Source organism: Pseudomonas sp. F(2018) (genome assembly GCF_005508865.1).
GTDB lineage: Bacteria > Pseudomonadota > Gammaproteobacteria > Pseudomonadales > Pseudomonadaceae > Aquipseudomonas.
Genome location: NZ_SCOM01000007.1, coordinates 24790 through 48499, shown reverse-complemented (window position 1 = coordinate 48499; position 23710 = coordinate 24790). Strand labels below are relative to the sequence as shown.

At 67.5% G+C, this 23710-nt stretch carries 24 protein-coding genes and 2 pseudogenes; 15 read left to right on the top strand and 11 right to left on the bottom strand.

Features of this window, described 5'->3' with window-relative positions; genetic code table 11:
• Position 1: 1 nt before the first annotated feature.
• Together FFS62_RS22295 and FFS62_RS22290 are read right to left on the bottom strand one after the other, a co-directional pair.
• Positions 2 to 1705 (bottom strand): C13 family peptidase, encoded by a 1704-nt coding sequence (locus FFS62_RS22295; RefSeq protein ID WP_137975059.1) that lies wholly within the window; start codon positions 1703 to 1705, stop codon positions 2 to 4.
• A gap of 92 nt (positions 1706 to 1797) precedes the next feature.
• The gene (locus tag FFS62_RS22290; RefSeq protein ID WP_137975058.1) at positions 1798 to 2253 is read right to left on the bottom strand and encodes a MaoC family dehydratase; all 456 of its coding nucleotides are present in this window, start codon (positions 2251 to 2253) and stop codon (positions 1798 to 1800) included.
• Positions 2254 to 2415: 162 nt separating this feature from the next.
• Here FFS62_RS22290 and FFS62_RS22285 point away from each other — a divergent pair, with 162 nt between their 5' ends.
• From FFS62_RS22285 to FFS62_RS22275, 3 genes are read left to right on the top strand one after another with little or no spacing between them, the layout of a single operon-like run.
• Positions 2416 to 2778: a CidA/LrgA family protein gene (locus FFS62_RS22285; RefSeq protein WP_137975057.1), complete on the top strand. Its 363-nt coding sequence runs from the start codon at positions 2416 to 2418 to the stop codon at positions 2776 to 2778.
• Between the two features lie 2 nt (positions 2779 to 2780).
• On the top strand, positions 2781 to 3491 hold the full coding sequence (locus FFS62_RS22280; protein WP_137975130.1) for an LrgB family protein: 711 nt from the start codon (positions 2781 to 2783) through the stop codon (positions 3489 to 3491).
• A 10-nt stretch (positions 3492 to 3501) separates the two neighbouring features.
• Entirely contained in the window at positions 3502 to 4092 is a 591-nt protein-coding gene (locus tag FFS62_RS22275; protein ID WP_137975056.1) for an LON peptidase substrate-binding domain-containing protein, read from the top strand.
• An 89-nt stretch (positions 4093 to 4181) separates the two neighbouring features.
• Here FFS62_RS22275 and FFS62_RS22270 read toward each other — a convergent pair whose 3' ends face one another.
• Both FFS62_RS22270 and FFS62_RS22265 read right to left on the bottom strand, forming a co-directional pair.
• Positions 4182 to 5498 carry a bifunctional DedA family/phosphatase PAP2 family protein gene (locus FFS62_RS22270; protein ID WP_137975055.1) on the bottom strand — a complete coding sequence of 439 codons (1317 nt, stop codon included), beginning with the start codon at positions 5496 to 5498 and terminating at the stop codon, positions 4182 to 4184.
• Positions 5499 to 5500: 2 nt separating this feature from the next.
• Entirely contained in the window at positions 5501 to 6196 is a 696-nt protein-coding gene (locus tag FFS62_RS22265; protein ID WP_137975054.1) for a DNA-3-methyladenine glycosylase, read from the bottom strand.
• Between the two features lie 172 nt (positions 6197 to 6368).
• On the opposite strand from FFS62_RS22265, the gene FFS62_RS22260 reads away from it, so the two are divergent.
• The 11 genes from FFS62_RS22260 to lipB all read left to right on the top strand — a co-directional run bounded on the left by FFS62_RS22260 (position 6369) and on the right by lipB (position 16517).
• Entirely contained in the window at positions 6369 to 7634 is a 1266-nt protein-coding gene (locus tag FFS62_RS22260; protein WP_137975053.1) for a glutamate-5-semialdehyde dehydrogenase, read from the top strand.
• The gene (nadD, locus tag FFS62_RS22255) at positions 7634 to 8284 is read left to right on the top strand and encodes a nicotinate-nucleotide adenylyltransferase (protein WP_137975052.1); all 651 of its coding nucleotides are present in this window, start codon (positions 7634 to 7636) and stop codon (positions 8282 to 8284) included. Before FFS62_RS22260 ends, nadD begins: the two co-directional genes overlap by 1 nt.
• Positions 8285 to 8291: 7 nt before the next feature.
• Positions 8292 to 8651, top strand: coding sequence for a ribosome silencing factor (rsfS, locus tag FFS62_RS22250; protein WP_137975051.1), 360 nt, complete (start codon positions 8292 to 8294; stop codon positions 8649 to 8651).
• A gap of 9 nt (positions 8652 to 8660) precedes the next feature.
• Entirely contained in the window at positions 8661 to 9128 is a 468-nt protein-coding gene (gene rlmH, locus FFS62_RS22245) for a 23S rRNA (pseudouridine(1915)-N(3))-methyltransferase RlmH (protein ID WP_137975050.1), read from the top strand.
• A gap of 10 nt (positions 9129 to 9138) precedes the next feature.
• Positions 9139 to 11064, top strand: coding sequence for a penicillin-binding protein 2 (gene mrdA / locus FFS62_RS22240; protein ID WP_137975049.1), 1926 nt, complete (start codon positions 9139 to 9141; stop codon positions 11062 to 11064).
• The gene (rodA, locus tag FFS62_RS22235) at positions 11061 to 12209 is read left to right on the top strand and encodes a rod shape-determining protein RodA (RefSeq protein ID WP_137975048.1); all 1149 of its coding nucleotides are present in this window, start codon (positions 11061 to 11063) and stop codon (positions 12207 to 12209) included. Before mrdA ends, rodA begins: the two co-directional genes overlap by 4 nt.
• Entirely contained in the window at positions 12206 to 13222 is a 1017-nt protein-coding gene (gene mltB / locus FFS62_RS22230) for a lytic murein transglycosylase B (RefSeq protein ID WP_371920173.1), read from the top strand. The genes rodA and mltB overlap by 4 nt, the downstream gene beginning before the upstream one ends.
• On the top strand, positions 13219 to 14229 hold the full coding sequence (locus FFS62_RS22225; protein ID WP_137975046.1) for a septal ring lytic transglycosylase RlpA family protein: 1011 nt from the start codon (positions 13219 to 13221) through the stop codon (positions 14227 to 14229). Before mltB ends, FFS62_RS22225 begins: the two co-directional genes overlap by 4 nt.
• Before the next feature lie 91 nt (positions 14230 to 14320).
• Entirely contained in the window at positions 14321 to 15496 is a 1176-nt protein-coding gene (locus tag FFS62_RS22220) for a D-alanyl-D-alanine carboxypeptidase family protein (RefSeq protein ID WP_137975045.1), read from the top strand.
• Positions 15497 to 15621: 125 nt separating this feature from the next.
• A complete protein-coding gene (locus FFS62_RS22215) occupies positions 15622 to 15900 on the top strand; it encodes a DUF493 domain-containing protein (protein ID WP_137975044.1) in 279 nt (92 codons plus the stop codon).
• Positions 15900 to 16517: a lipoyl(octanoyl) transferase LipB gene (gene lipB / locus FFS62_RS22210; protein WP_137975043.1), complete on the top strand. Its 618-nt coding sequence runs from the start codon at positions 15900 to 15902 to the stop codon at positions 16515 to 16517. The genes FFS62_RS22215 and lipB overlap by 1 nt, the downstream gene beginning before the upstream one ends.
• A gap of 72 nt (positions 16518 to 16589) precedes the next feature.
• Here the strand turns inward: lipB and lipA are convergent, their stop codons facing one another.
• The 3 genes and pseudogenes from lipA to FFS62_RS23750 form a co-directional block, all read right to left on the bottom strand.
• Positions 16590 to 17642 carry a lipoyl synthase gene (lipA, locus tag FFS62_RS22205; RefSeq protein WP_137975042.1) on the bottom strand — a complete coding sequence of 351 codons (1053 nt, stop codon included), beginning with the start codon at positions 17640 to 17642 and terminating at the stop codon, positions 16590 to 16592.
• A gap of 201 nt (positions 17643 to 17843) precedes the next feature.
• Positions 17844 to 18278: pseudogene (locus tag FFS62_RS23755) on the bottom strand (methyl-accepting chemotaxis protein); the annotation flags it as partial.
• A gap of 105 nt (positions 18279 to 18383) precedes the next feature.
• Positions 18384 to 19070 (bottom strand): annotated as a pseudogene (locus FFS62_RS23750) (PAS domain-containing protein); the annotation flags it as partial.
• 227 nt (positions 19071 to 19297) lie between these two features.
• On the opposite strand from FFS62_RS23750, the gene FFS62_RS22195 reads away from it, so the two are divergent.
• Positions 19298 to 20185, top strand: coding sequence for a DNA-3-methyladenine glycosylase (locus FFS62_RS22195; protein WP_137975040.1), 888 nt, complete (start codon positions 19298 to 19300; stop codon positions 20183 to 20185).
• 67 nt (positions 20186 to 20252) lie between these two features.
• Here the strand turns inward: FFS62_RS22195 and FFS62_RS22190 are convergent, their stop codons facing one another.
• From FFS62_RS22190 to lptE, 4 genes are all read right to left on the bottom strand, one after another.
• A complete protein-coding gene (locus tag FFS62_RS22190; protein ID WP_137975039.1) occupies positions 20253 to 21548 on the bottom strand; it encodes a lytic murein transglycosylase in 1296 nt (431 codons plus the stop codon).
• A gap of 96 nt (positions 21549 to 21644) precedes the next feature.
• Positions 21645 to 21812 (bottom strand): alternative ribosome rescue factor ArfA, encoded by a 168-nt coding sequence (gene arfA / locus FFS62_RS22185; protein WP_137975038.1) that lies wholly within the window; start codon positions 21810 to 21812, stop codon positions 21645 to 21647.
• Between the two features lie 157 nt (positions 21813 to 21969).
• On the bottom strand, positions 21970 to 23004 hold the full coding sequence (gene holA / locus FFS62_RS22180) for a DNA polymerase III subunit delta (RefSeq protein ID WP_137975037.1): 1035 nt from the start codon (positions 23002 to 23004) through the stop codon (positions 21970 to 21972).
• 54 nt (positions 23005 to 23058) lie between these two features.
• The gene (gene lptE / locus FFS62_RS22175) at positions 23059 to 23670 is read right to left on the bottom strand and encodes an LPS assembly lipoprotein LptE (protein ID WP_137975036.1); all 612 of its coding nucleotides are present in this window, start codon (positions 23668 to 23670) and stop codon (positions 23059 to 23061) included.
• Positions 23671 to 23710 lie beyond the last annotated feature (40 nt).

Genomic DNA, 23710 nt, shown 5'->3' with positions numbered 1-23710 from the left:
ATCACTGAGCTTTCGTCGCTGCGGTCAGCGCCTGCTCGGCTTGCTGCTTGCGCAGCCGTTTCCAGTGTTCCAGCACCGCCTGCGGTGCCCATAGCTGCGGCTCGGAAGGCTCGAAGTCGTCGGCCTCCTCGCGTTCGGCGACCTTGGCCTTGGCCAGTTCGAAGGCGCGGCTCAGGTCGTCGGTCTCGTTCAGCGCATCGGCGAACAGGGCGCGGCCGAAATAGGTGAAGTCGTTCTCCTCGGAGCAGCCGAAGGACACCCGATCGGCCCTGGCCGCCGTCATCACCAGGGTCTTGTCATTCTTCAGCGGTGGGATGAAGCCACCGGAGTAGCAGGCCGAAATCACCACCACCTTGTGGCGGTCGCGCAAGGGTTCGAGCAGCGCAGCGAACTCGCTGGCCGGTAGATCGGCCAGCTGCAGGCGCGGCTGGTCGATGCTCAGTTGATGGTCGCTCGAGCCATGGCTGGTCAGGTAGAGGAACACCAGGTCCTCCGGACCGCTGCGCTCGGCCAGCGCCTGTACGGCGCGGGTCAGGCTCTCGCGGGTGGCCAGCGGGCGATCGGCCAGGTGGTCACGATGGTTGGTCAGGGTGACGTTGCCGCGGGCGCCGAAGCGCTCGCGCAGCAGCTTGCTGACGTAATCGGCCTCGCGCAGGAACACGCTCTGCTTGCCATCGCCGGCCAGGGTCAGGCTATAAAGCTCGACGGCTGGGGTGGAGGCGGGCAGGGCATCCAGCGCCTGTTGCAACAATTGACCCTGCTGCAGCAGACCGAGTTCCAGCGGGTCCGGTCGGGCCGCGCCATCGGCCTGGCGGATCAGCTCGCCGCCGCGCCAGGTGCCCGAGGTGCGACTGCCGTCCAGCGCGGTCAGCTCGCCCGCGCCGGCGTACTGGCCGTTGGCGAACTGGCCCTGGTAGACACTGCCGTCGGCCAGGCTCAGCTTGCCCTTACCGTGGAACTGCCAGTGGCGGAACTCGCCCTCGTAATGGCGGCCGTCGGCGCCGCGGAATTCGCCCTTGCCGGTCAGCCCGCCGTTCTCGAAGCGCCCGCTCCAGACTTCGCCTTCGCCGTTCTGGTAGCGGCCCTTGCCATGGAACAGGTCGTTGCGGAAGCCGCCGCTGTAGCGCTCGCCGTCCTCACCCTGGTAGCTGCCTTCGCCTTGCAGCATGCCGTTCTTGAAGGTGCCGCTGAACTGGCCCTCGGCGTTCTTGCGCACGCCCTCGCCCTGCGGCTCGCCGCGCACGAAGCGGCCCTGGTAGCTGCTGCCATCCGGCCATTCGAGGGTGCCGAGGCCGTGGTAGAGATCGTCGCGAAACTCGCCGCGATAGCTGACGCCGCCCTGCTGCAGGTGGCCTTCGCCGTGCATGTTGCCTTGCTTGAATCCGCCCTGGTAACGGGTGCCGTCGCCGTAGACGAATTCGCCCTGGCCCTCGAACAGACCGAGATGAAAGTCGCCCTTGTAGCGCTCGCCGCTGGCGCCGTGCCATTCGCCGGGGCCTTCGAGCAGGCCATCCTTGAAGCGGCCCTGGTAGTAGGTGCCGTTGGCGTAGTCGATGCGGCCCTCGCCCTGCAGGCGGCCGTCGATCACCTCGCCGCGATAGCGGCCGCCATCGGGCAGCACGGCATCGGGTGGCAGCAGGGGTTCGCCATCGCCGCAGGCGGCGAGCAGCAGGGCGAGGGAGAGCGGGGCGAGGCGGCGGAGCATGGCGGACGTCCTGGTCGGGGCATGCGCCGAGTATGCCAGCGCACAATGCAAACGGGGCGCCTGAGCGCCCCGTTTCTGCGATGCCGGTCAGATCAGACGAAGCACAGCGACAGCGACTCGGCGATATAGGCGGGTTTTTCCTCGCCTTCGATCTCCAGGGTGGCCTCTACCTTGAACAGCCACTGGCCGGGACGCTTCTCGGTGATGTCGAGCACCTTGGCGGCCAGGCGTACCCGCGAGTCGACCTTGACCGGCTGGATGAAGCGCACGCTGTCCAGGCCGTAGTTGACCGCCATCTTCAGGCCTTCCGGCGCGAGCATGAGCTTTTCCATCAGTACCGGGATCAGCGACAGGCTGAGGAAGCCGTGGGCGATGGTGGTGCCAAACGGGGTGTGCTTGGCCTTGACCGGGTCGACGTGGATGAACTGGTGGTCGCCGGTGCATTCGGCGAACTGGTTGATGCGTTGCTGATCGATGGTCAGCCATTCGGAACGTCCGAGTTCCTTGCCTACATAGTCTTGCAGTTGTGCTACGGGTACGAGCGGCATAGATCCTCCTTGAGGATGCGCGGTTATTTGTTGTTTTTGATGAACCAGGCTGGCCCTAGAACAGCATGGGCTGCGGGGGTGGGTCAAGCCGAAAGTCGTGGTTTATGGCGCACCCTCAGGCGTGCCTATAATGGCCGTCTTTTTGCAGCCGGAGTCTCTTGCATGCTGCTTCGCGGCCTGACCTGGCTGGTGCTGTTCCAGTTGCTCGGCACCGCCCTCAATGCCCTGTTCCTGCCCATGTTGCCGGGGCCGATCATCGGCATGCTGCTGCTGTTCGGGTTCCTCCTGCTGCGCGGCGAGGTGGGCGAGCCGATGACCGAGGCGGCAGCCGGCCTGCTGCGCTACCTGCCGCTGCTGCTGGTGCCGCCGGCAGTAGGGGTGATGGTGTATGCCGAGCAGATCGCCGCAGACTTCTGGGCCCTGGCCGGTGCACTGGGCCTGTCCCTCTTGATCTCCATGCTGTTCGCCGGTTGGCTGATGCAGAAACTGATCGAGCGCCAGGCGCGCCGCGAGGAGCGCCCATGAGCCTGGACTGGCACGGCGCGCTGCAGGCGGTGGTGCACCATCCGCTGTTCGGCGTCGGCATCACCCTGGCCGTGTACCAACTGGCGCTGGCCGCCTACGAGCGCACCCGCTGGGTGTTCCTGCAGCCGGTGCTGGTGTCGATGACCGTGCTGATCGGCGTGCTGCTGGCGGCCGGGCTGACCTACCAGGAGTACCGCGAGAGCACCTTCCTGCTCAGCGTGCTGCTCGGCCCGACTACCGTGGCCCTGGCCGTGCCGCTGTTTCTCAACCTCAAGCGCATCCGCCAGCTGTTCTGGCCGACGCTGATCACCCTGCTGGTGGCCGGTGCCTTCGCCACCGCGCTGGGCGTGGCGCTGGCCTGGGCCTTCGGCGCCGAGCGCATGATGCTGATGACCCTGGCGCCGAAGTCGGTGACCTCGCCCATCGCCATGCTGGTGGCCGAGCAGATCGGCGGCGTGGCGGCCCTGGCCGCGGTGTTCGTGCTGATCACCGGTGTGCTGGGCGCCATGTGCGGGCCGGAGCTGCTGCGCCGCATCGGTGTGCGTCACCCGGCCGCCCAGGGCATGGCGCTGGGCATCACCGCGCATGCCGTGGGCACGGCGCGGGCCCTGCAGGAGAGCGAGGAAAGTGGCGCCTTCGCCGCCCTGGCCATGAGCCTGATGGGTATGCTGACCGCCGTGGTGCTGCCGCTGGTGGTGGTCCTGGTCGCCTGAGGAGTTGCCCATGAACTATCCGCTGTTTCCCCTCAACACCGTGCTGTTTCCCGGCTGCATCCTCGATTTGCAGATCTTCGAGGCGCGCTATCTGGACATGGTCAGCGCCTGCATGAAGCGCGGCGAGGGCTTCGGCGTGGTCACCATTCTCGAAGGTCAGGAAGTCGGCGAGGCGGCCAGCCGCTTCTCGGCGCTGGGCTGCGAGGCGCTGATCCGCGACTTCCAGCAGCGCTCCAATGGCCTGCTCGGCATCCGCGTCGAAGGTGGTCGGCGTTTTCGCGTGGGTGAGATCGAGGTGCAGGTGGACCAGCTGACCCTGGCCCAAGTGGATTGGCTCGACGAGCCGGACGATGCGCCACTGCTGGCCGAGCACGCCGACCTGGCCGCGCTGCTGGCGGCGCTGGCCGAACACCCGCTGGTGGCCGGTTTGGCCATGGGCGGCGTGGTCGCCGGCCAGCAGGCCCTGGCCAATCAGCTGGCCTACCTGCTGCCGTTCGCCACCGAGCAGAAGCTGCAGCTGTTGCAGCTGGACGACCCGCTGCGCCGCCTGGGGCAGGTCCAGGTGCTGCTCGACCAGCTGCAGGGCGAGATGACCGCGTAGGCACATCCCGTAGGGTGGATTCGGAGCGAAGCGACAATCCACCACGCCATGCCACATGGTCTACTGCCTGCGGCGAGTACACCCTACGTCTAGTAGCGATACTGCTGGATCGCCTCCGGCAGCGCCCAGGCGCTCACGCCGCCGAGCAGGGCCAGGGTAGCCGGCAGGACCAGCCACCAGACTCGCGCCCCCAGCGGGCGCATCGGCTCGCGGCGTTGCAGCCAGGCTAGGCTGGCGGCGCACACGCTGCCGGCGAGCAGGGCGCCGGCGAGGATATCGGTTGGCCAGTGCACGCCCAGGTAGACCCGCGAGGCGGCGATGCTCAGTGCCGGCAGGCTGGCCACCATCAGCCAGGTCAGGCGCGTGCGTGCCGAGGCGCCGCGGCCGGCCAGCACGCCCAGGGCGAGGAAGAAGGCGAAGGCCGCCGAACTGTGGCCGCTGGGCAGGCTGAAGGTTTCCAGGGGCTGGTGCAGCACGTCCGGGCGGGCGCGGGCGAACAGCTGCTTGAGGCCGGTGGTGGCCAGGGCGGTGAACAGGGTGCAGCTGCCCAGGAATATCGCCGCGTGGACTCTGCGCGACAGCAGCAGAAGCAGGGTCACCAGCACGCCGGCCGCCACCTGGGTACGGAAATCGCCGAGCCCGGTGATCAGCATGGCCAGGCCGTCGACGCTGGCGCTGCGGTGTTCCTGGACCAGGGCGATCAGGCCCTGGTCCAGCGCGTCGAGATGCGGAATACCGATCAGCAGGGCCAGCAGCAGGACGGCGCTGGAGACGGCCGCCGCCGGCACGGTCCAGCGCTGTTCGCGCAGGCTGCTGAGGATCAGCACCACCAGCATCAGGCCGACGCCGGCGGCGACTATGCCGGCGGCGCTCCAGAAGCCTTCCGGCAGTGGCAGGCGGATGGCGGCGCCGGTGGCCCAGCCCGGCAGGATGTAGGCGATGGCCCAGCCGGCGGCGGCCAGCATGCTGACCAGGAAGAAACGCACCACGGGCATGTCGAGCATGCCGGCCACCAGCGGCAGCATCGGCCGCAGCGGGCCGATGTAGCGACCGACCAGCAGGCTGGCCACGCCGTAGCGCTGGAAGTAGTGCTCGGCGCCGCCCAGCCACTCGGGATGGTCGCGCAGCACCGGCAGGCCGCGAATGCCCTGGTGGAAGCGCCGACCCAGGCCGTAGGAGATCGCATCGCCGAGTAGGCCGCCGGCATAGGCCAGCAGCAGGGTCTCGCTCAGGCCCAGGGCGCCGCTGCCGGCCAGCACGCTGAGGGTGAATAGCAGCACGGTGCCGGGAATCAGGATGCCGGCCACGGCCAGGCACTCCAGGCAGGCGGCCAGGAAGATGGTCAGGCCCAGCCATTCCGGATTGGCCTCCAGCCAGTGCGACAGGGTCGCGAACCATTCGCTCATGCTTACAGCTCCTCGGGGTTCAGCAGAAGGTAGTCGCGACCTTCGACCTGGCCGCGGCGCAATGGGTTGCGTGTGCAGTGGCGGGCGTAGCCGGCGTCGACGAAACGGTAGGGCAGCTGCTCGTCGCGGCCCTTGGGGATGCCCAGGCGGGTGGTCTGGATCACCTGCGCCGGGCGCTGGCCGACGTCCTCGACGAACAGCCGCTCGGGATCGAAGCGCTGCGCATCCCACTCCGGCACCCGCAGGCCGAGGGCCTTGCACAGCAGGGTCTGGCCGGCGCACAGGCGCTCCGGGTGACGATGGTCGCCGCCGGCGGCGGGGTTGTTGTGCTGCATGCGCTGCAGGGCATCATCGGCACAGTGCTGATCCAGCCAGGGCATGGCCGACTTGATCAGCACCGCATTGCCGGGGCCCTGGGCGCTGAAGTTCAGCGAGTCGCCGCCGCGGGCGTAGTACATGTAGATATGCCCGCCATCGAGGAACAGCGCGCGGCGCTTCTCGGTGTAGCCAAGGGAGGCGTGGCTGCCCTTCTCGGCCAGGTAGTAGGCCTCGGTCTCGATGATCCGCGCCGCCAGCCAATGGCCCCGGTGGCGATGGCGGATGACCTTGCCCAGCAGCGCGCGGGCCAGGACCTGGGCGTCGCGGTCGAAGAAGCTGTCGGGCAGCGCGGCGGCTGCGGGCCAGGGCAGGGCGGTCATCGCGGATCCGGGGTGGGAAAAGGCGCGATCTTAGCAATGCCCGCCGGCACTGGCCGTGAATCTTGTTCCGCGATGTTGCACGGGTTGCACCATCCGCCCGGCAGTGCTGGGCGCGGCGGGGTGCGCCCGCTATAATCAGCCACTTTTTCCAACTGCCAGACCTCCGCCGACCATGACCGAGTCCGTGCTCGACTACATGACCCGCCTGGGCCGCGCCGCGCGCGCCGCCTCGCGGGTGCTCGCCCGGGCCAGCACCGCGCAGAAGAATAGCGCCCTGCAGGCCGCCGCCAATGCCCTCGACGCCGCCCGCGCCGAGCTGACCGCCGCCAACGAGCTGGACCTGGCCGCCGCCCGCGCCAATGGCCTGGAGCCGGCCATGGTCGACCGCCTGGCGCTGACGCCGAAAGTGATCGACTCGATGATCGAAGGCCTGCGCCAGGTCGCCACCCTGCCGGACCCGATCGGCGAGATCCGCGACATGCGTTACCTGCCGTCTGGCATCCAGGTCGGCAAGATGCGCGTGCCGCTGGGTGTGATCGGCATCATCTACGAGTCGCGTCCCAACGTGACCATCGACGCCGCCAGCCTGTGCCTGAAGTCCGGCAACGCCACCATCCTGCGTGGCGGCTCCGAGGCCATCCATTCCAACCAGGCCATTGCCCGCTGCATCCAGCTCGGCCTGGCCGAGGCCGGCCTGCCGGCCAGCGCCGTGCAGGTGGTGGAAACCACCGACCGCGCCGCCGTCGGCGCGCTGATCACCATGCCCGAGTTCGTCGACGTCATCGTGCCGCGCGGCGGCAAGGGCCTGATCGAGCGCATCAGCCGCGACGCCAAGGTGCCGGTGATCAAGCACCTGGACGGCGTCTGCCACGTCTACGTGGACAGTGCCGCCGACCTCGACAAGGCCATCCGCGTCTGCGACAACGCCAAGACCCAGCGCTACTCGCCGTGCAACACCATGGAGACGCTGCTGGTGCATGCCGGCATCGCCGCCCGTGTGCTGCCGCCGCTGGCTGCCATCTACCGCGACAAGGGCGTGGAGCTGCGCGGCGACGCCGCCACCCGCGCGCTGCTCGGCGGCGATGTGCTGGAAGCGACCGAAGACGACTGGTACGCCGAGTACAACGCGCCGATCCTGGCGATCCGCATCGTCGAGTCGCTGGACGCGGCCATCGAGCACATCAACCAGTACGGCTCGCAGCATACCGACGCGATCATCACCGAGAACTTCAGCGATGCCCGGCGCTTCCTCACCGAGGTGGATTCCGCCTCGGTGATGGTCAACGCCTCGACCCGTTTCGCCGATGGCTTCGAGTACGGTCTGGGCGCGGAGATCGGCATCTCCACCGACAAGCTGCACGCCCGCGGCCCGGTCGGCCTGGATGGCCTGACCAGCGAGAAGTACGTGGTGTTCGGCGACGGGCACATCCGTACCTGATGGCGCGACGTATTGGCATCCTGGGCGGCACCTTCAACCCGGTGCATGTCGCCCACCTGCGCGGGGCGCTGGAAGTGGCCGAGTTCATGGCCCTGGACGAGCTGCGGCTGATCCCCAGCGCCCGTCCGCCGCACCGCGAGGCGCCGCAGGCCACGGCCGAGCAGCGTCTGGCCATGGTCGAGCTGGCGGTGGTCGGCGAGCCGAAGCTGACGGTCGACGACCGCGAGCTGAAGCGCGACAAGCCGTCGTTCACCTACGACACCCTGGAGTCGGTGCGGGGCGAGCTGGCGGCGGACGATCAGCTGTTTCTCCTGCTGGGCTGGGATGCCTTCTGCGGGTTGCCCACCTGGCATCGCTGGCAGGAGCTGCTGGGGCATTGCCACATCCTCGTGCTGCAGCGGCCGGATGCCGACAGCGAGCCGCCCGAGACGCTGCGCGACCTGCTCGCCGGGCGCAGCGTGACCGACCCGCACGACCTCTCGGGGCCGGGCGGGCAGATCAGTTTCATCTGGCAGACGCCCTTGGCGGTGTCTGCCACCCTGGTTCGCCAGTTGCTGGCACAAGGGCGTTCGGTGCGTTTTCTGGTGCCCGACGCCGTATTGGCCTATATCCATGCGCACGATCTGTACCGTGCGAAAAACGATTCATGAGGTAACGATGCAAAACGAAGAACTGGTCAAGGTCGCCGTCGCGGCCCTGGAAGACATGAAAGGCGCCGACATCACCACCATCGATGTGCGCGGCAAGACCAGCGTCACCGATTTCATGGTGATCGCCAGCGGTACCTCCAGCCGCCACGTCAAATCGATGGCCAACGAAGTGCTGGAGAAGGTCAAGGAGCAGGGCGTGCGCCCGATCGGCAACGAAGGCCTGGACGGCGGCGAGTGGGCCCTGCTCGACCTGGGCGACGTGGTGGTCCACGTGATGCAGGTCGCCACCCGCCAGTTCTACGACCTGGAGCGCCTGTGGCAGGGCGCCGAGCAGAGCCGCGCGCAGCACCAGGACCCGGCCGAGTAAGCCCGCCTCGTGCGTATCAAGCTGATCGCCGTCGGCTCGCGCATGCCGCGCTGGGTGGAGGAGGGCTGGCAGGAGTACGTCAAGCGCCTGCCATCCGAGCTGCCGCTGGAGCTGGTGGAGATTCCGCTGACCACCCGCGGCAAGAACGCCGACGTCACCCGCCTGATTCGTCAGGAGGGCGAGGCCATGCTGAGCAAGGTACAGGCCGGTGAACGCATCGTGACCCTGGAGGTCACAGGCAAGCCCTGGAGTACCGAGCAGCTGGCCGCCGAGCTGGAACGCTGGCGCCTGGATGCGCGCAACGTCAACCTGATGGTCGGCGGCCCCGAGGGGCTGGCGCCGGAAGTGTGCGCGCGCAGCGAGCAGCGCTGGTCGCTGTCGCCGCTGACCCTGCCGCACCCGCTGGTGCGCATCCTGGTCGGCGAGCAGATCTACCGGGCCTGGACCGTGTTGTCCGGCCACCCGTATCACAAGTAAGCAGTAGTCGATGCCGCAACCCATTCGCCTGAAGGACCACGAGAAGGACGCCCGCCTGGTGCGTCGGCGCGTGGTTGTGGGCGGCGTGGCGGTACTGCTGCTGACCTGCGTGCTGGTGGCGCGCATGTATTACCTGCAGGTGATCCAGTACGACCACCACACCACCCTGGCGGAAAACAACCGCATCCACGTGCAGCCGATTCCGCCGACCCGCGGGCTGATCTTCGACCGCAACGGGGTGATCATCGCCGACAACCGTCCCAGCTTCAGCCTGACCCTGACCCGCGAGCGCGCCGGCGACTGGCAGCAGGCCCTGGACGTGATAGTCGAAGTGCTGGAGCTGACCGCGGACGACCGCGCCCTGTTCGAGAAACGCATGCGCCAGGGGCGGCGACCGTTCGAGCCGGTGCCGGTGCTGTTCGAGCTGTCCGAGGAGCAGATCGCCCGTATCGCGGTGAACCAGTTCCGCCTGCCCGGGGTGGAGGTCAGCGCTCAGCTGGTGCGCCACTACCCGCAGAAGGAGCGCTTCGCCCATTCGGTCGGCTATGTCGGGCGGATCAACGAGAAGGAGCTCAAGGAGCTCGACCCCACCGACTACGCCGGCACCCACCATATCGGCAAGACCGGCATCGAGCGCTTCTACGAGGACCTGCTGCACGGCCAGGTCGGCTACGAGGAAGTCGAGACCAACGCTCGCGGCCGTGTGCTGCGCGTGCTCAAGCGTACCGACCCGACCCCGGGCATGGACCTGACCCTGAGCCTCGATGTGCGCCTGCAGGAGGCCGCCGAAAAGGCCCTGGCAGGCCGTCGCGGCGCGCTGGTGGCGATCGAGCCGGCCAGCGGCGACGTGCTGGCGATGGTCAGCCTGCCGAGCTTCGACCCCAACCCCTTCGTCACCGGCATCGGCTTCCAGGCCTATGCCGAGCTGCGCGACTCGATCGACCGGCCGCTGTACAACCGCGTGCTGCGCGGCCTGTACCCGCCGGGCTCGACCATCAAGCCGATGGTCGCGGTGGCCGGCCTGGACGCCGGGGTGGTCACTCCGCAGACCCGGGTGTTCGACCCCGGCTACTACCAGCTGCCGGGTCACAGCCACAAGTACCGCAACTGGAACCGCCTGGGTGACGGCTCGGTGAACATGGAGTTCGCCATCATGCGCTCCAACGACACCTACTTTTACGACCTCGCCCGCAAGATGGGCGTGGACCGCCTGCACGAATACATGACGCGCTTCGGCCTGGGCCAGAAGGTGGCCCTGGACATGTTCGAGGAGACCGCCGGGCTGATGCCCTCGCGCGAGTGGAAGCGCGCGCGCTACCGCCAGGCCTGGTACCCGGGCGAGACGCTGATCCTCGGCATCGGCCAGGGCTACATGCAGACCACGCCGCTGCAGTTGGCCCAGGCCACCTCGCTGATGGCCACCCGCGGCAAGTGGATCCGCCCGCACCTGCTGAAGACCGCCGAGGGGCAGACGCCGCAGCAGCTGATGGCCGATGGCGCCATGGACGGGGTGGAGACGCCGCCGGACATCCGGCTGCGCGACGACAAGTTCTGGGACTACGGCCGCCAGGGCATGGAGGCGGTGATGCACGGCCCGCGCGGTACCGCGGCCAAGGTCGGCGCCACTTCCGTCTACCGCATCGCCGGCAAGAGCGGTACGGCCCAGGTGGTGGCGATCAAGCAGGGTGAGAAGTACGACCGCAGCAAGGTCCACGAGCGCCACCGCGATCACGCTCTGTTCGTTGCCTTCGCCCCGGCCGAGGCGCCGAAGATCGCCGTGGCGGTGATGGTGGAGAACGGCGAGTCCGGCTCCGGCGTCGCCGCGCCGGTGGTCAAGCAGGTGATGGATGCCTGGCTGCTCGGCCCGGACGGCCAGCTCAAACCCGAGTACCGCCCGCCGGTACCGGTAACCGAAGAGGCCAGTGCGCAGCGATGAAACGCCAGGAATTCGACCGCAGCATCTCCGATGAGGACGTGTTCAAGCGCCGCGCCACTCTGCTGCAGCGCCTGCATATCGACGGCTGGCTGCTGCTGATCCTGCTGGTGCTGTGTGCCGGCAGCCTGTTCGTCCTCTATTCGGCCAGCGGCAAGAACTGGGATCTGGTGATCAAGCAGGGTACCTCCTTCGGCATCGGCCTGGTGGCGGCCATCGTCATCGCCCAGTTCGAGCCTCGCTTCATGGCGCGCTGGGTGCCGCTGGCCTACCTGGCCGGCGTCGGCCTGCTCACCGCGGTAGAGGTGATGGGCCATACGGCCATGGGCGCCACCCGCTGGATCAACATCCCCGGGGTGATCCGCTTCCAGCCTTCGGAATTCATGAAGATCATCATGCCGGCGACCATCGCCTGGTACCTGGCGCGGCACAACCTGCCGCCCAAGCTCAAGCACATCGCCATCAGCCTGGTGCTGATCCTGGTGCCGTTCGTGCTCATTCTGAAACAGCCGGACCTGGGCACCGCTCTGCTGATTCTCGCCTCCGGCGCCTTCGTGCTGTTCATGGCCGGCCTGCAGTGGCGCTGGATCATCGGCGCGGTGGCGGCGGTGGCGCCGATCGCGGTGGCCATGTGGTTCTTCGTCTTGCGCGAGTATCAGAAGCAGCGGGTGTTGACCTTCCTCGACCCGGAGAGCGATCCGCTGGGTACCGGCTGGAACATCATCCAGTCCAAGGCCGCCATCGGTTCGGGCGGAGTCTTCGGCAAGGGCTGGCTGCTCGGCACTCAGTCGCACCTGGATTTTTTGCCGGAAAGCCACACGGACTTTATCATTGCCGTGCTGAGCGAGGAGTTCGGCATGGTCGGGGTGTGTATCCTGCTGTTCGTCTACATGCTGCTGATCGCTCGGGGGCTGGTGATCACCGCACAGGCGCAGACGCTGTTCGGCAAGTTGCTGGCCGGCAGCCTGACCATGACGTTCTTCGTCTACGTATTCGTTAACATCGGCATGGTCAGTGGCCTGTTGCCGGTGGTGGGGGTGCCCCTGCCCTTTATTAGCTACGGCGGAACCCATCTGGTGACGCTACTGTCTGGGTTTGGGGTTTTGATGGCGATCCAGACACACCGCAAGTGGATCGCCCAGGCATGACAAGAGTGCAGAATTTGAAGCAAGCAATGCGCAGCTGGGGAGTGGCCATGGTGGCGCTGCTCGGCGTGGCCGGCCAGGTCCAGGCCGCCGGGGAATACCAGGGTTCGCCACAGGTCGCCGAGTTCATTGGCGAGATGACCCGCGACTACGGCTTCGCCGCCGAACAGCTGACCGGGCTGTTCGACCAGGTAGAGCGCAAGCAGGCGATCCTCGACGCCATCTCCCGCCCGGCCGAGAAGGTCAAGCCGTGGAAGGAATACCGGCCGATCTTCATCACCGAGGCGCGCATCAGCAAGGGCGTGGACTTCTGGAACAAGCACGCCGACGCCCTGGCCCGTGCCGAGCAGGAGTACGGCGTGCCGGCCCAGGTGATCGTCTCGATCATCGGTGTGGAAACCTTCTACGGCGGCAACACCGGCAGCTGGCGCGTGCTCGATGCGCTGTCCACCCTGTGCTTCGACTACCCGCCGCGCGCCGAATTCTTCTGCCAGCAGCTGCGCGAATTCCTCATCCTGGCCCGCGAGCAGCAGGTCGATCCGCTCACCCTCAAGGGCTCCTACGCAGGGGCGATGGGCCTGCCGCAATTCATGCCGAGCAGCTTCCGCGCCTACGCCGTGGACTTCGACGGCGACGGCCATATCGATATCTGGACCAACCCGGTGGATGCCATCGGCAGCGTCGCCAGCTACTTCAAGCGCCATGGCTGGACCACCGGCGAGCCGGTGGTCAGCCGCGCCCAGGTCAAGGGTGAGCAGGCCGACAGCGGCCTGACCCAGGGCCTCGATCCGGTGAAGAACGTCGGCGAGCTGCGCGCCCTGGGCTGGACCAGCGCCGACGTGCTGCGCGACGACATCCCGGTCACCGCCTTCCGCTTCGACGGCGCCGAAGGCCAGGAATACTGGATGGGCCTGCCCAACTTCTACGTGATCACCCGCTACAATCGCAGCGCCATGTACGCCATGGCCGTCCATCAACTGTCCGGCGAGCTGGTCGCCAAGCGGGGTCGTCCTTGAAGTCCGTCCTGCGTACCCTGACCGTCACCGCCCTCGGGCTGGCGCTGGTCAGCTGCTCCAACAACCGCGCGCCGCAGCCGGTTGCACCGGGCTCCCAGCCGATCTCCGGGCCAGGCGACTACAGTCGTCCGCACCGCGACGGCGCGCCCTGGTGGGACGTCGACGTGTCGCGCATCCCGGATGCAGTGCCGATGCCGCACTACGGCAACTACAAGGCCAACCCCTACACGGTGATGGGCAAGACCTACTACCCGATCCGTGACAGCCGCCGTTACCTGGCCACCGGCACCGCCTCCTGGTACGGCACCAAGTTCCACGGCCAGGCCACCGCCAACGGCGAGGCCTACGACCTCTACGGCATGACCGCGGCGCACAAGACCCTGCCGCTGCCGAGCTACGTGCGGGTGACCAACCTGGACAACGGCAAGACCGTGATCCTGCGGGTCAACGACCGTGGCCCGTTCTACTCCGACCGCATCATCGACCTGTCCTTCGCCGCCGCGAAGAAACTCGGCTATGCCGAGAGCGGCACCGCCCGGGTCAAGGTCGAGGGCATCGACCCCCACGAGTGGTGGGCCGCCCAGGGCCGTCCGGTGCCGATGGTGCTGGCGCAGCCGAAGATGGCCAGCCAGGGCGCTCCGGCCGTCGCCGAGCCGGTGGCGGTGGCCCAGAGCCAGCCGATCGAGCAGTACACTCCGCCGCCGGCGCAGCATGCAGCCGCCGTGCTGCCGGTGCAGATCGACGTAAAAAAAAACGCTTCGCCCGCAGCATCTGGCCTGTATCTCCAAGTGGCCGCCTTCGCCAATCCGGACGCTGCGGAGCTCCTCAGGGCCAAGCTGAGCCAAACGGTGCCTGCCAAGGTGTTTATCAGCTCGGTGGTGCGCAACCAGCAGACCTTGCACCGGGTACGCCTGGGGCCGGTCGAAACCCAGGCTGAGGCCCTGCAACTGCAGGACAGCGTGCGCCTGGCCAACCTAGGCGATCCCGCCCTGGTCAAGCCGGACTAGAACTTCGTGCGTCGCCCGCGAGGGCGGCGGTGAATGCAGGCGGGCCCCGGCCCGCCTGTGCCATTGTTGAATAGCTATTTCAGAGAGACGGATGAACATCGCCCGCTTTGCCCAACGCCTTTCCCTGCTCGTCACCCTGCTGGCCGCGCCTCTCGTCGCGTCCGCCGACTCGGCCATTCCCTCGCCGCCGCAGCTGGCCGCCAAGTCCTACGTGCTGATGGACGGCGCCAGCGGCAAGGTGCTGGTGGAGAACAACGGCGACCAGCGCCTGCCGCCGGCCAGCCTGACCAAGCTGATGACCGCCTACATCGCCACCCTGGAAATCCGCAAGGGCAAGATCGGCGAGCAGGACCTGGTCACCGTCAGCGAACACGCCTGGCGCACCGGTGGCGCCGCCTCCGGTGGCTCGACCATGTTCCTGCCGCTGAACAGCCAGGTGAAGGTGGATGACCTGCTGCACGGCATCATCATCCAGTCCGGCAACGACGCCAGCATCGCCATCGCCGAGTACATCGCCGGCAGCGAAGACGCCTTCGCCGACATGATGAACGAGACCGCCGAGAAGCTCGGCATGAAAAACTCGCACTTCATGAATGCCACCGGCCTGCCGCACCCGGAGCACTACTCCAGCGCCCACGACATGGCCATCCTGGCCCGCGCCATCATCAACGAAGACCAGCAGCACTACGCGATCTACTCGCAGAAGGAGTTCTACTGGAACAACATCAAGCAGGGTAACCGCAACCTGCTGCTGTGGCGTGACAGCACCGTCGACGGTCTGAAGACCGGCCACACCGAGGAAGCCGGCTTCTGCCTGGTGGCCTCCGCCGTGCGCGAAGGCGCGCGCATGATCACTTCGGTGTTCGGTACCGACAGCGAGAAGACCCGCGCCGCCGAGACCCAGAAGCTGCTGACCTACGGCTTCCGCTTCTTCGAGACCCAGACCTTCTACAAGGCGGGCCAGGAGCTGGCCCAGGCCCAGGTCTGGAAGGGCACCACCCGCCAGGTCAAGGCCGGCCTGGCCCAGGACCTCAGCCTGACCCTGCCCAAGGGCCAGGTGAAGCAGCTGCAAGCCAGCATGGTGCTGGAGCCGCAGCTGGTGGCTCCGCTCAAGACCGGCGACGTGATCGGCAAGGTCGAGGTCAAGCTCGGCGCCGAGGTGGTGCACAGCGCCGACCTGATCGCCCTGGAGCCGGTGGAGGAGGGTGGTTTCTTCCGCCGCCTGTGGGATAGCATCCGTCTGTTCTTCTACGGACTGTTCAACTAAAGAGTCGTCTTGGCGGCCTTGAAAGACCGCCGTCAGAGCCCAAGATTAGGGAGCTGAAGACTCACAAGGACGCCCCGGAATCGGGGCGTTCGCATTTCACGGGTGAGCAACCCGGAGTGACCGCGATGACCGATACCGAAGTACAAGCCCCGAAAATCGAATTCCCCTGCGAGCGCTACCCGATCAAGGTGATCGGCGAGGCCGGCGAAGGCTTCTCCGATCTGGTGGTCGAGATCATCCAGCGCCACGCGCCGGGCTTCGACGTCGACACCCTAGTGGTGCGCGACAGCCGCAACGGCCGTTTCCTCTCCGTGCAGGTGCTGATCACCGCCACCGGCGTGGAGCAGTTGCAGGCGATCCACCTCGACCTCAAGGCCACCGGCCGCGTGCACATGGTGCTCTAGTGGCAGAGCTCGTCGTGCGCCACCTGGGGCTGGCCGAATACCTGCCGACCCTGGAAGCCATGCGCAGCTTCACCGCCGAGCGTGACGAGCAGACTGCCGACGAGATCTGGCTGCTGCAGCATCCCCGGGTGTTCACCCAGGGGCAGGCCGGCAAGGCCGAGCATCTGTTGGCGCCTGGCGATATCCCGGTGGTTCAGGTCGAGCGCGGTGGCCAGGTCACCTACCATGGCCCCGGCCAGCTGGTGGCCTACCTGATGCTCAATCTGCGCCGCCAGAAGCTGGGCGTGCGCGAGCTGGTCACCGCCATGGAGAACGCGCTGGTCGACGTGCTGGCCGGCTATGGCATCGAGGCGGCGCCCAAGGCCGACGCCCCGGGCGTCTACGTCGCCGGCGACAAGATCGCCTCACTGGGCCTGCGGGTGCGCAATGGTTGCTCGTTCCACGGCCTTGCTCTGAACGTCGACATGGACATGTCGCCGTTCCAGCGCATCAACCCTTGCGGTTATGCCGGCCTGAAGATGATCCAGCTCAGGGACCTGCTGGAAACCCCGCCATCGCTGGACGAGGTGAGCGAGCGCCTGGAGCGCGCCCTGCGCGAGCGCCTGGGTTACCGCTGAGATTGAGATGGACACCAAGCAAAAGGCCCTGGGGCGGATGCCTCAGGGCCTTTTCTGTTTCCAGGCTGGAGCTCAGTTCAGGTTGAGCGCCGGAATCAGGCTGTCGTCCTGCTGCTGGCCGGGCACCGGTACGGGGGCGGCCAGGCCCAGGTTGTTCTTCTCGAACACCCGGTCGGCGCGGTAGCTGGAGCGCACCAGCGGGCCGGCGGCGACTTCCATGAAGCCCTTCTCCAGGCCGATATCGCGGAAGCGGTTGAATTCTTCCGGGCTGACCCAGCGCTGCACCTTCAGGTGGTTGCGCGTGGGCTGCAGGTACTGGCCGAGGGTCAGGATGTCCACGCCGATGGCGCGCAGGTCATCCATGGTCTCGATGATTTCCTCGTCGGTCTCGCCCAGGCCCAGCATCAGGCTGGTCTTGGTGATGACGGTGGGGCGATGGCGCTTGGCGTGCTCCAGCACCTTCAGGGTCTTCTCGTAGCCGGCACGCGGGTCGCGCACCACATGGGTCAGGCGCTTGACCGTCTCGACGTTCTGCGCGAACACCTCCAGGCCGGAGTCCACCACGCGGGCGATGGCCTCGTGGTCGCCGTCGAAGTCCGGGGTCAGAGCCTCCACCACCACTTGCGGCGTATTGGCCTTGATCGCCTGCACGCAGGCCGCGTAGTGCGCGGCGCCGCCGTCGGCCAGGTCATCGCGGTCCACCGAGGTCAGCACGATATAGCGCAGGCCCATCAGCTCCACCGACTTGGCGGTGTTCTGCGGCTCTTCCAGGTCCAGCCAGCCGTTCGGGTTGCCGGTGTCGACCGCGCAGAAGCGGCAGGCGCGGGTGCACACCGAGCCCATCAGCATGATGGTGGCGGTACCGTTGGACCAGCATTCGCCCATGTTCGGGCAGTGGGATTCCTGGCAGACAGTGCTCAGGCGATGTTCGCCGACATTGCGCTTGACCGCGTCGAAGCGGCTGCCGCTCGGAGCCTTGACCCGCAACCAGCTCGGCTTGGGCTCGACGACCTGTGGTTCGGCCGAGGCGCGGCGCTTCTGGCCATCCTTGATCGCGGTGATTCCCTGGGCGTTGCGGAATTTTTCGCCGCTGGATACGGGCTTGGGCGGGGCGGTGTCGGACATCGAGATCTCGGCTCCGGTAGGAGGCTTCGGTAGCGGGGCTTTTGGCCGGCTGGCAGTCTACCACGGATGGCTTGCCTGCGGCTTCCGGCCCTTGTCCGACGTGCTCTGCGGCCATAAAGGCACCAGTGCACGACAAGCTGTCAGTCAGCAGTTGCGACGGACTTTATCGTCCGCTCGGTCCGGCGCAGTACGGTGCCGTTGTCAGGTCTTCAGCTGGCTGGCGAACTGCTCGACCGCCTGCACCACCTGCTTGGCCCCGTCCTGGATCTCGACGATCACCGCGCCGGCCTCGTTGGCCAGGCTCAGCCCCTGTTCGGCCTGCTGGCGGCTGCTGGCCATGCTGTCCACGGCGCTCTGCGCCAGGTTCTGGTTCTTCTGCACCACCTCGACGATTTCCTCGGTGGCCTGGCTGGTGCGGCCGGCCAGCTGGCGCACCTCGTCGGCGACCACGGCGAAACCGCGGCCCTGATCGCCGGCCCGGGCCGCCTCGATGGCGGCGTTGAGCGCCAGCAGGTTGGTCTGGTCGGCGATGCCGCGGATGGTCTGCATGATGGTGCTGATCAACTGCGACTGTTTGCCCAGAGCCTCGATGCCATCGCTGGCCTCCTGCATCTGGCGGGCGATGCGCTGCATCACCTCGACCGTCTGGCGCACCACGGCGGCGCCCTTGTCCGCGCTGCCGTCGGTGTGCTGGGAAATGCTGTAGGCGATGTTCGCCGCCTCGGCTACCGCCTGTTCCTGGTTGACCTGGTCGGTGATCACGGTGGCGAACTTGACCACCTTGTACAGCTTGCCGTGGGGGTCGTGGATCGGGTTGTAGGAGGCTTCCAGCCAGACCACTCGGCCGTGGCTGTCGACCCGCTTGAAGCGCCCGGCGACGTACTCGCCGCGGTTCAGGCGTGCCCAGAATTCGCGATAGGCCTGGGAGTTGTACTCTTCCGGGTCGCAGAAGGTGCGATGGTGCTTGCCCCGGATCTGCTCCAGGCGATAGCCCATGCCGCCGAGGAAGCGTTCGTTGGCGGTCAGCACCTCGCCGGCCAGGTTGAACTCGATCACCGCCGTGGAGCGCAGCAGGGCGTCGATCAGGCCCTCGTGCTCGCGGGACGCGCTGATGGTGCGGGTCAGGTCGTTGGCGCACAGGGTGAAGAACGACAGCTTGCCCTGGGCGTTCAGCACCGGCTGCCAGATGGCCCGCAGCCAGGCCTCCTCGCCGTTGCCGCGCAGCAGGCGGTAGGCGCCGCTGAGGTGCTCGTTGTGACGCAGGGCCTGCTGCAGCTTCGGGTAGTTGGCCTCCTGGTGGAAGGACGGCGGGATCAGCGACTCCAGCGTGCGTCCGATCAGCGCCTCGCGCTGGTAGAGCATCTCGCCGAGGAAGTTGTCGTTGGCGTAGCGCACCCGGCCATCGGGCTCGAGTTCCAGTACCAGCATCTCGCTGTAGATGGAGTCCCTGATCTGACGCATGCTGGCGAGCTCCTCGCGTAGCTGCGCCACTTCTTCTCTCAGCTTGTTGTTGAACATCGGCAAGGCACCTTTGGACAGAGAACCTGATGGTCGCGTGGGACATCGTCTCTAGTGATCGACCGCCAGCAGGAAATCCACAGTCACCGCAGTGTAGTCTCCGACCAGCTGCCTTCCTTTTCCTCTGCGAGACCCCGATGTCGCGAATCGAACTTGCCCTGCCGCTGCCTGCCGACTATCGCGTCGGCGACCTGCTGAACTTTCATCGCCGCGATGCGCAGGCCGTGGCCGAGCGGGTGAGCGAGGCCGGTCTGGACAAGGGCATTCTCTGGCAGGGTGCGCCGGCGTGCCTGGGCATGCGCTTTGCGGCGGGGCAGGTGCGGGTGACGCTGGAAGTCGATGGCGTGGTGGCGGGCGACCCGGCACCGCTGCGCACCCTGGCCGAACGCATGCTGGGCCTGACCCAGCCGGTGGCCGCTTTCGAGGCGGCCCAGGCCGGACATCCGTTGCTCGGCGGCTTGATCGCCGCCAATCGTGGCCTGCGGGTGCCGCAGTCGGCCTCACCGTTCGAGGCGCTGAGCTGGGCCATCAGCGGCCAGCAGATCAGTCTGCCGGTGGCGATTTCCCTGCGGCGCAAGCTGGTCCAGCTGGCCGGTAGAGCGCATTCCTGCGGGCTGATCTGCTACCCGGACGCGGCCGCGGTGGCGGCGCTGGACGAGGATACGCTGGGGCGCTCGGGCTTCTCCCGGGCCAAGTCCCAGTGCCTGCTGTTGCTCGCCCGCGAGATAGTCGAGGGGCGCCTGCCGCTGGAGGACTGGCTGGAGGATGCACCGGCCGAGCTTATCGGCGAGCGTCTGCTGGCACTGAAGGGCATCGGCCCGTGGACGGTGGACTACGCCTTGCTGCGCGGCTTCGCCCGCCTGGATGGTTCGCTGCATGGCGATGCCGCCGTGCGCCGCCAGCTGCAGCGCCTGCTGGGGGCGGAGGACAAGCTCAGCCAGCCCTTCGTGCGCGACTGGTTGCTACCCTTCGCGCCCTGGCGCGCGCTGGTGGCGGCGCATCTATGGGCGATGCCGGGGAAATGATCCAGATGCCGCGAGGCGGGCTGCCGCTGCGCGGCGAGGCCCGCGCGCTAGCAAGCGCGCCTGTCATTTAGCGCAGCTGTTGCAGCAGTGCCGGTGTCGGATAGCCATCGGCCGGCAGGCCCAGGCTCTGCTGGAAGGCGCGCACGGCGCGGCGGGTGTTGGCGCCGATGATGCCGTCGGCCACGCCCGGCTCGTAGCCCTTGGCGGTCAGTCCCTCTTGCAGCTCGATGCGCTCGCTGCGGCCCAGCGGGCGCTCGTCCTTCGGCCAGTTGGCCAGCAGCGGTCCGCCGCCATTCAGGCGCTGGCCGAGCAGGCCCACGGCCAGGGCATAGGACGATGAGTTGTTGTACTTGAGGATGGCGCCGAAGTTGCGGAACACCAGGAAGGCCGGGCCGCGATGGCCGGCCGGCAGCAGCAGGTAGCCGGTGTCGTTCGGGTCGACATTGGTCGGTGTGCCCTTCACCCCGTAGCCGTACCACTCGCTGTAGGTCTTGCGGATCTCGGTATCGGCCAGGGCGTAGTCGAAGCCGCTGGGCAGGGCCACCTGGATGCCCCAGGCGCGGCCCTTCTGCCAGCCGGACGCCTGCAGGTAATGGGCGGCCGAGGCGAGGGCGTCGGCGCTGGAGTTCCAGATGTCGCGGCGGCCGTCGCCATCGAAGTCCACCGCGTGGGTCAGGTAGGTGGTGGGGATGAACTGGGTCTGGCCCATGGCGCCGGCCCAGGAGCCGCGCAGGCCGCCGACGCTTATATCGCCGCTCTGCAGGATCTGCAGCGCCGCCAGCAACTGGTCTTCGGCGAACTGCGGGCGACGCCCCTCGTAGGCCAGGGTGGCCAGGGAGCGGATCACCGATTGCTCGCCCATGAACTGGCCGAAGCTGCTCTCCATGCCCCAGATGGCGACCAGCGTCTCGCGGTCGACGCCGTAGCGCTGCTCGATGGCGTCCAGGGTGGCGGCGTGCTCGGCGAGCAGGGCCTGGCCCTTACGCACGCGCACCGGCGAGATGGCGCCGTCCAGGTATTCCCACACCGGCCGGGTGAATTCCGGCTGGGCGCCGTCTGCCTTGACCACGCTCAGGTCCGGGGCGATGCCGGCGAAGGCCTGGTCGAACAGCTGGGCGTCGATGCCGGCGCGCAGCGCCTTGATGCGGAAGCGGTCGCGCCAGTCCTCGAAGTTCAGTGCCGGAGCCGGTTGCACGGCGGCCTGGACCTGGGCGCTGCTCGGCTCGATGCGTTGCGGCTGCGCGCCTGGCTTGCTGGAGACCAGTTCGGGAGTGGGATTCGGGGTTTCGGCACAGGCGCCGAGGAACAGGACGGCGCCGGCGAGCAGGCAGCTCAGGCGACCGTTGGCGGAGAGGTGGAACATCGTGCGGTGTCTCGGTCTTGCCAAACAGACCGCGACCTTAACATGCCGGGCGGGTTTCAGAACCCTGGTGGGCGCTCGGCGTGGGTGCGAAGGCGCTCAGGCGGCAGATTTATGCGGGGCCATAAAACAGGAAGCCTCCCATTGGGAGGCTTCGCGGCGGTAGCTGCCTTTGCCCTTCTTCGGCTGTTCCTGGCGGCTGCGGAACAGGGGCTGGGCGACTATGGACTTGGCCTTGTTGGGCCGCTTGGGGGCTTTCTTGCTCATCGGAATGGTCCTCGTACGCCCGCGAGATTGCGAGCGGCGCGGACTATGCGCCGATGGTTAAAAAATGTCCAGAGATGTGGGGCGGGGGTGATCTGCCGAGCGGGCCTCTGGTGTACTGGCTGCGGCGAGTACAGCCTACGGGAGCGTTCGCGAGTGGCTATTCGCTCAGTGGCAGGCGCTGGCCGGCCATCAGCAGGGCCAGACGCGCCAGGCTGCTCCAGGGATCGCCGGCGGCCTGGCCCTTGACCTGGGCGTCGATGCGCTGGGCATCGATCAGCAACTGGTTCCAGCGTGCCGCGGTGTGGCGCTGCACGGCCTTGCTGATCAGCGGGCGGCGCTTGTCCCAGATCGGCGGGCGGGCGCTGGCGAAGGCCTTCTCCAGGGGAATGCCCTGGCTGAACTGCAGGGCGATACCGGCCAGCTGGCGCAGCTCGCGGGCCAGCATGACCACGATGAACAGCGACTCCACGCCCTCGCCACGCAGGCCTTCGAGCATGCGCAGGGCGTGGGCGGCCTCGCCGTTGAGTACGGCGTCGATCAGGCCGAACACGTCGTAGCGGGCGCTGTCGGCCACCGCCGCCTGCACGGTGCCGGCGTCGATCTGGTTGCCTTCGGCCAGCAGCTTGAGCTTCTCGATCTCCTGGGCGGCGGCCAGCAGGTTGCCTTCCACGCGGGCGGCGATCAGCTCCACCGCTTCCTGGGTGGCGGCCAGGCCGGCCTGGGACAGGCGCTGGCGAATCCAGCTGGGTAGCTGGCTGGTCTCGATCGGCCAGATCTGCAGGAACTGGCTGTGCTGGCCCTCGATCAGCGCCTTGGCCCACTTGGTCTTCTGCGTGCTACCGTCGAGCTTGGGCAGGCTGATCAGCAGCACGGTGTCTTCCGGCGGCCGCTCCAGGTATTCGAGGATGGCGGCGGTGCCCTTGTCGCCGGGTTTGCCGTTGGCGATGCGCAGTTCGATCAGGCGCTTCTCGGCGAACAGCGACAGGCTGGCGCCGGCCTCATAGAGCTGGCCCCAGTCGAAGCTGGCCTCGGCATGAAACACCGTGCGCTCGCTGAAACCCTGCTGGCGGGTGGCGGCGCGGATGGCGTCCTCGGCCTCCTGGCACAGCAGCGGCTCGTCGCCGCTGACCACGTAGACCGGGGCCAGGCCGCCTTGCAGGTGTTTGCCGAGTTGCGCGGGATTCAGTTTCATCTAAGGCTGGGCGTCGTCGCTTGTGAAAAGGGCCGGTTGCCCGGCCCTCTCGTGTTACTGCTTGATCGGCAGCTGGATCGGCGACTGCAGCGGCGCCGACTCCTGCTCGGCGCGGCGGGCGGCCGCGGCGGCTTCCGCCTCGGCCTGGGCGCGGGCCTCGGCCTCCTGCTGCAGCTGTTCCAGCTGGGCCGGGGTCAGCAGTTGCAGGCGCAGGGACATCTGCTGGATCAGCTCGCGGCGCATTTCCTGGCGCAGCTGGGCGGATTCCTGGCCGGAACCGATCAGGTTGTTCTCGTCATGCACGTAGACGCTCTGCACTTCCAGCTTGTCGCTGAGCAGCAGCAGGTTCTTCTCGCCGCGGATCTCGTAGTTCAGCTGGGTGGTCAGCTCGTACTCGGCGCTGCGCGCGCTGCTGGTGACGCTGGCGGTGCGCTGGGTTTCCTGCTCGTTGGCCAGGAACAGGCGGTAGGGCGCGCCGTTGTGCACCTTCACGCCGCTGTTCTCCAGCAGCTGCTTCAGTTGCTTGGCGGTTTCGCCGTAGGCGTTGCGTGCCTGCAGGTCGATTTCCTTGAGGGCGAACTCGGCGGTGCCGGTGCCGCGCAGCTGGAAGCCGCAGGCGCTGAGCAGAACGGCCAGACCGATTACCACCAGATTCCGTTTCATCATTCTCTTCTATCCCCTTGGAGAGTCACGGCGCCACGCAGGC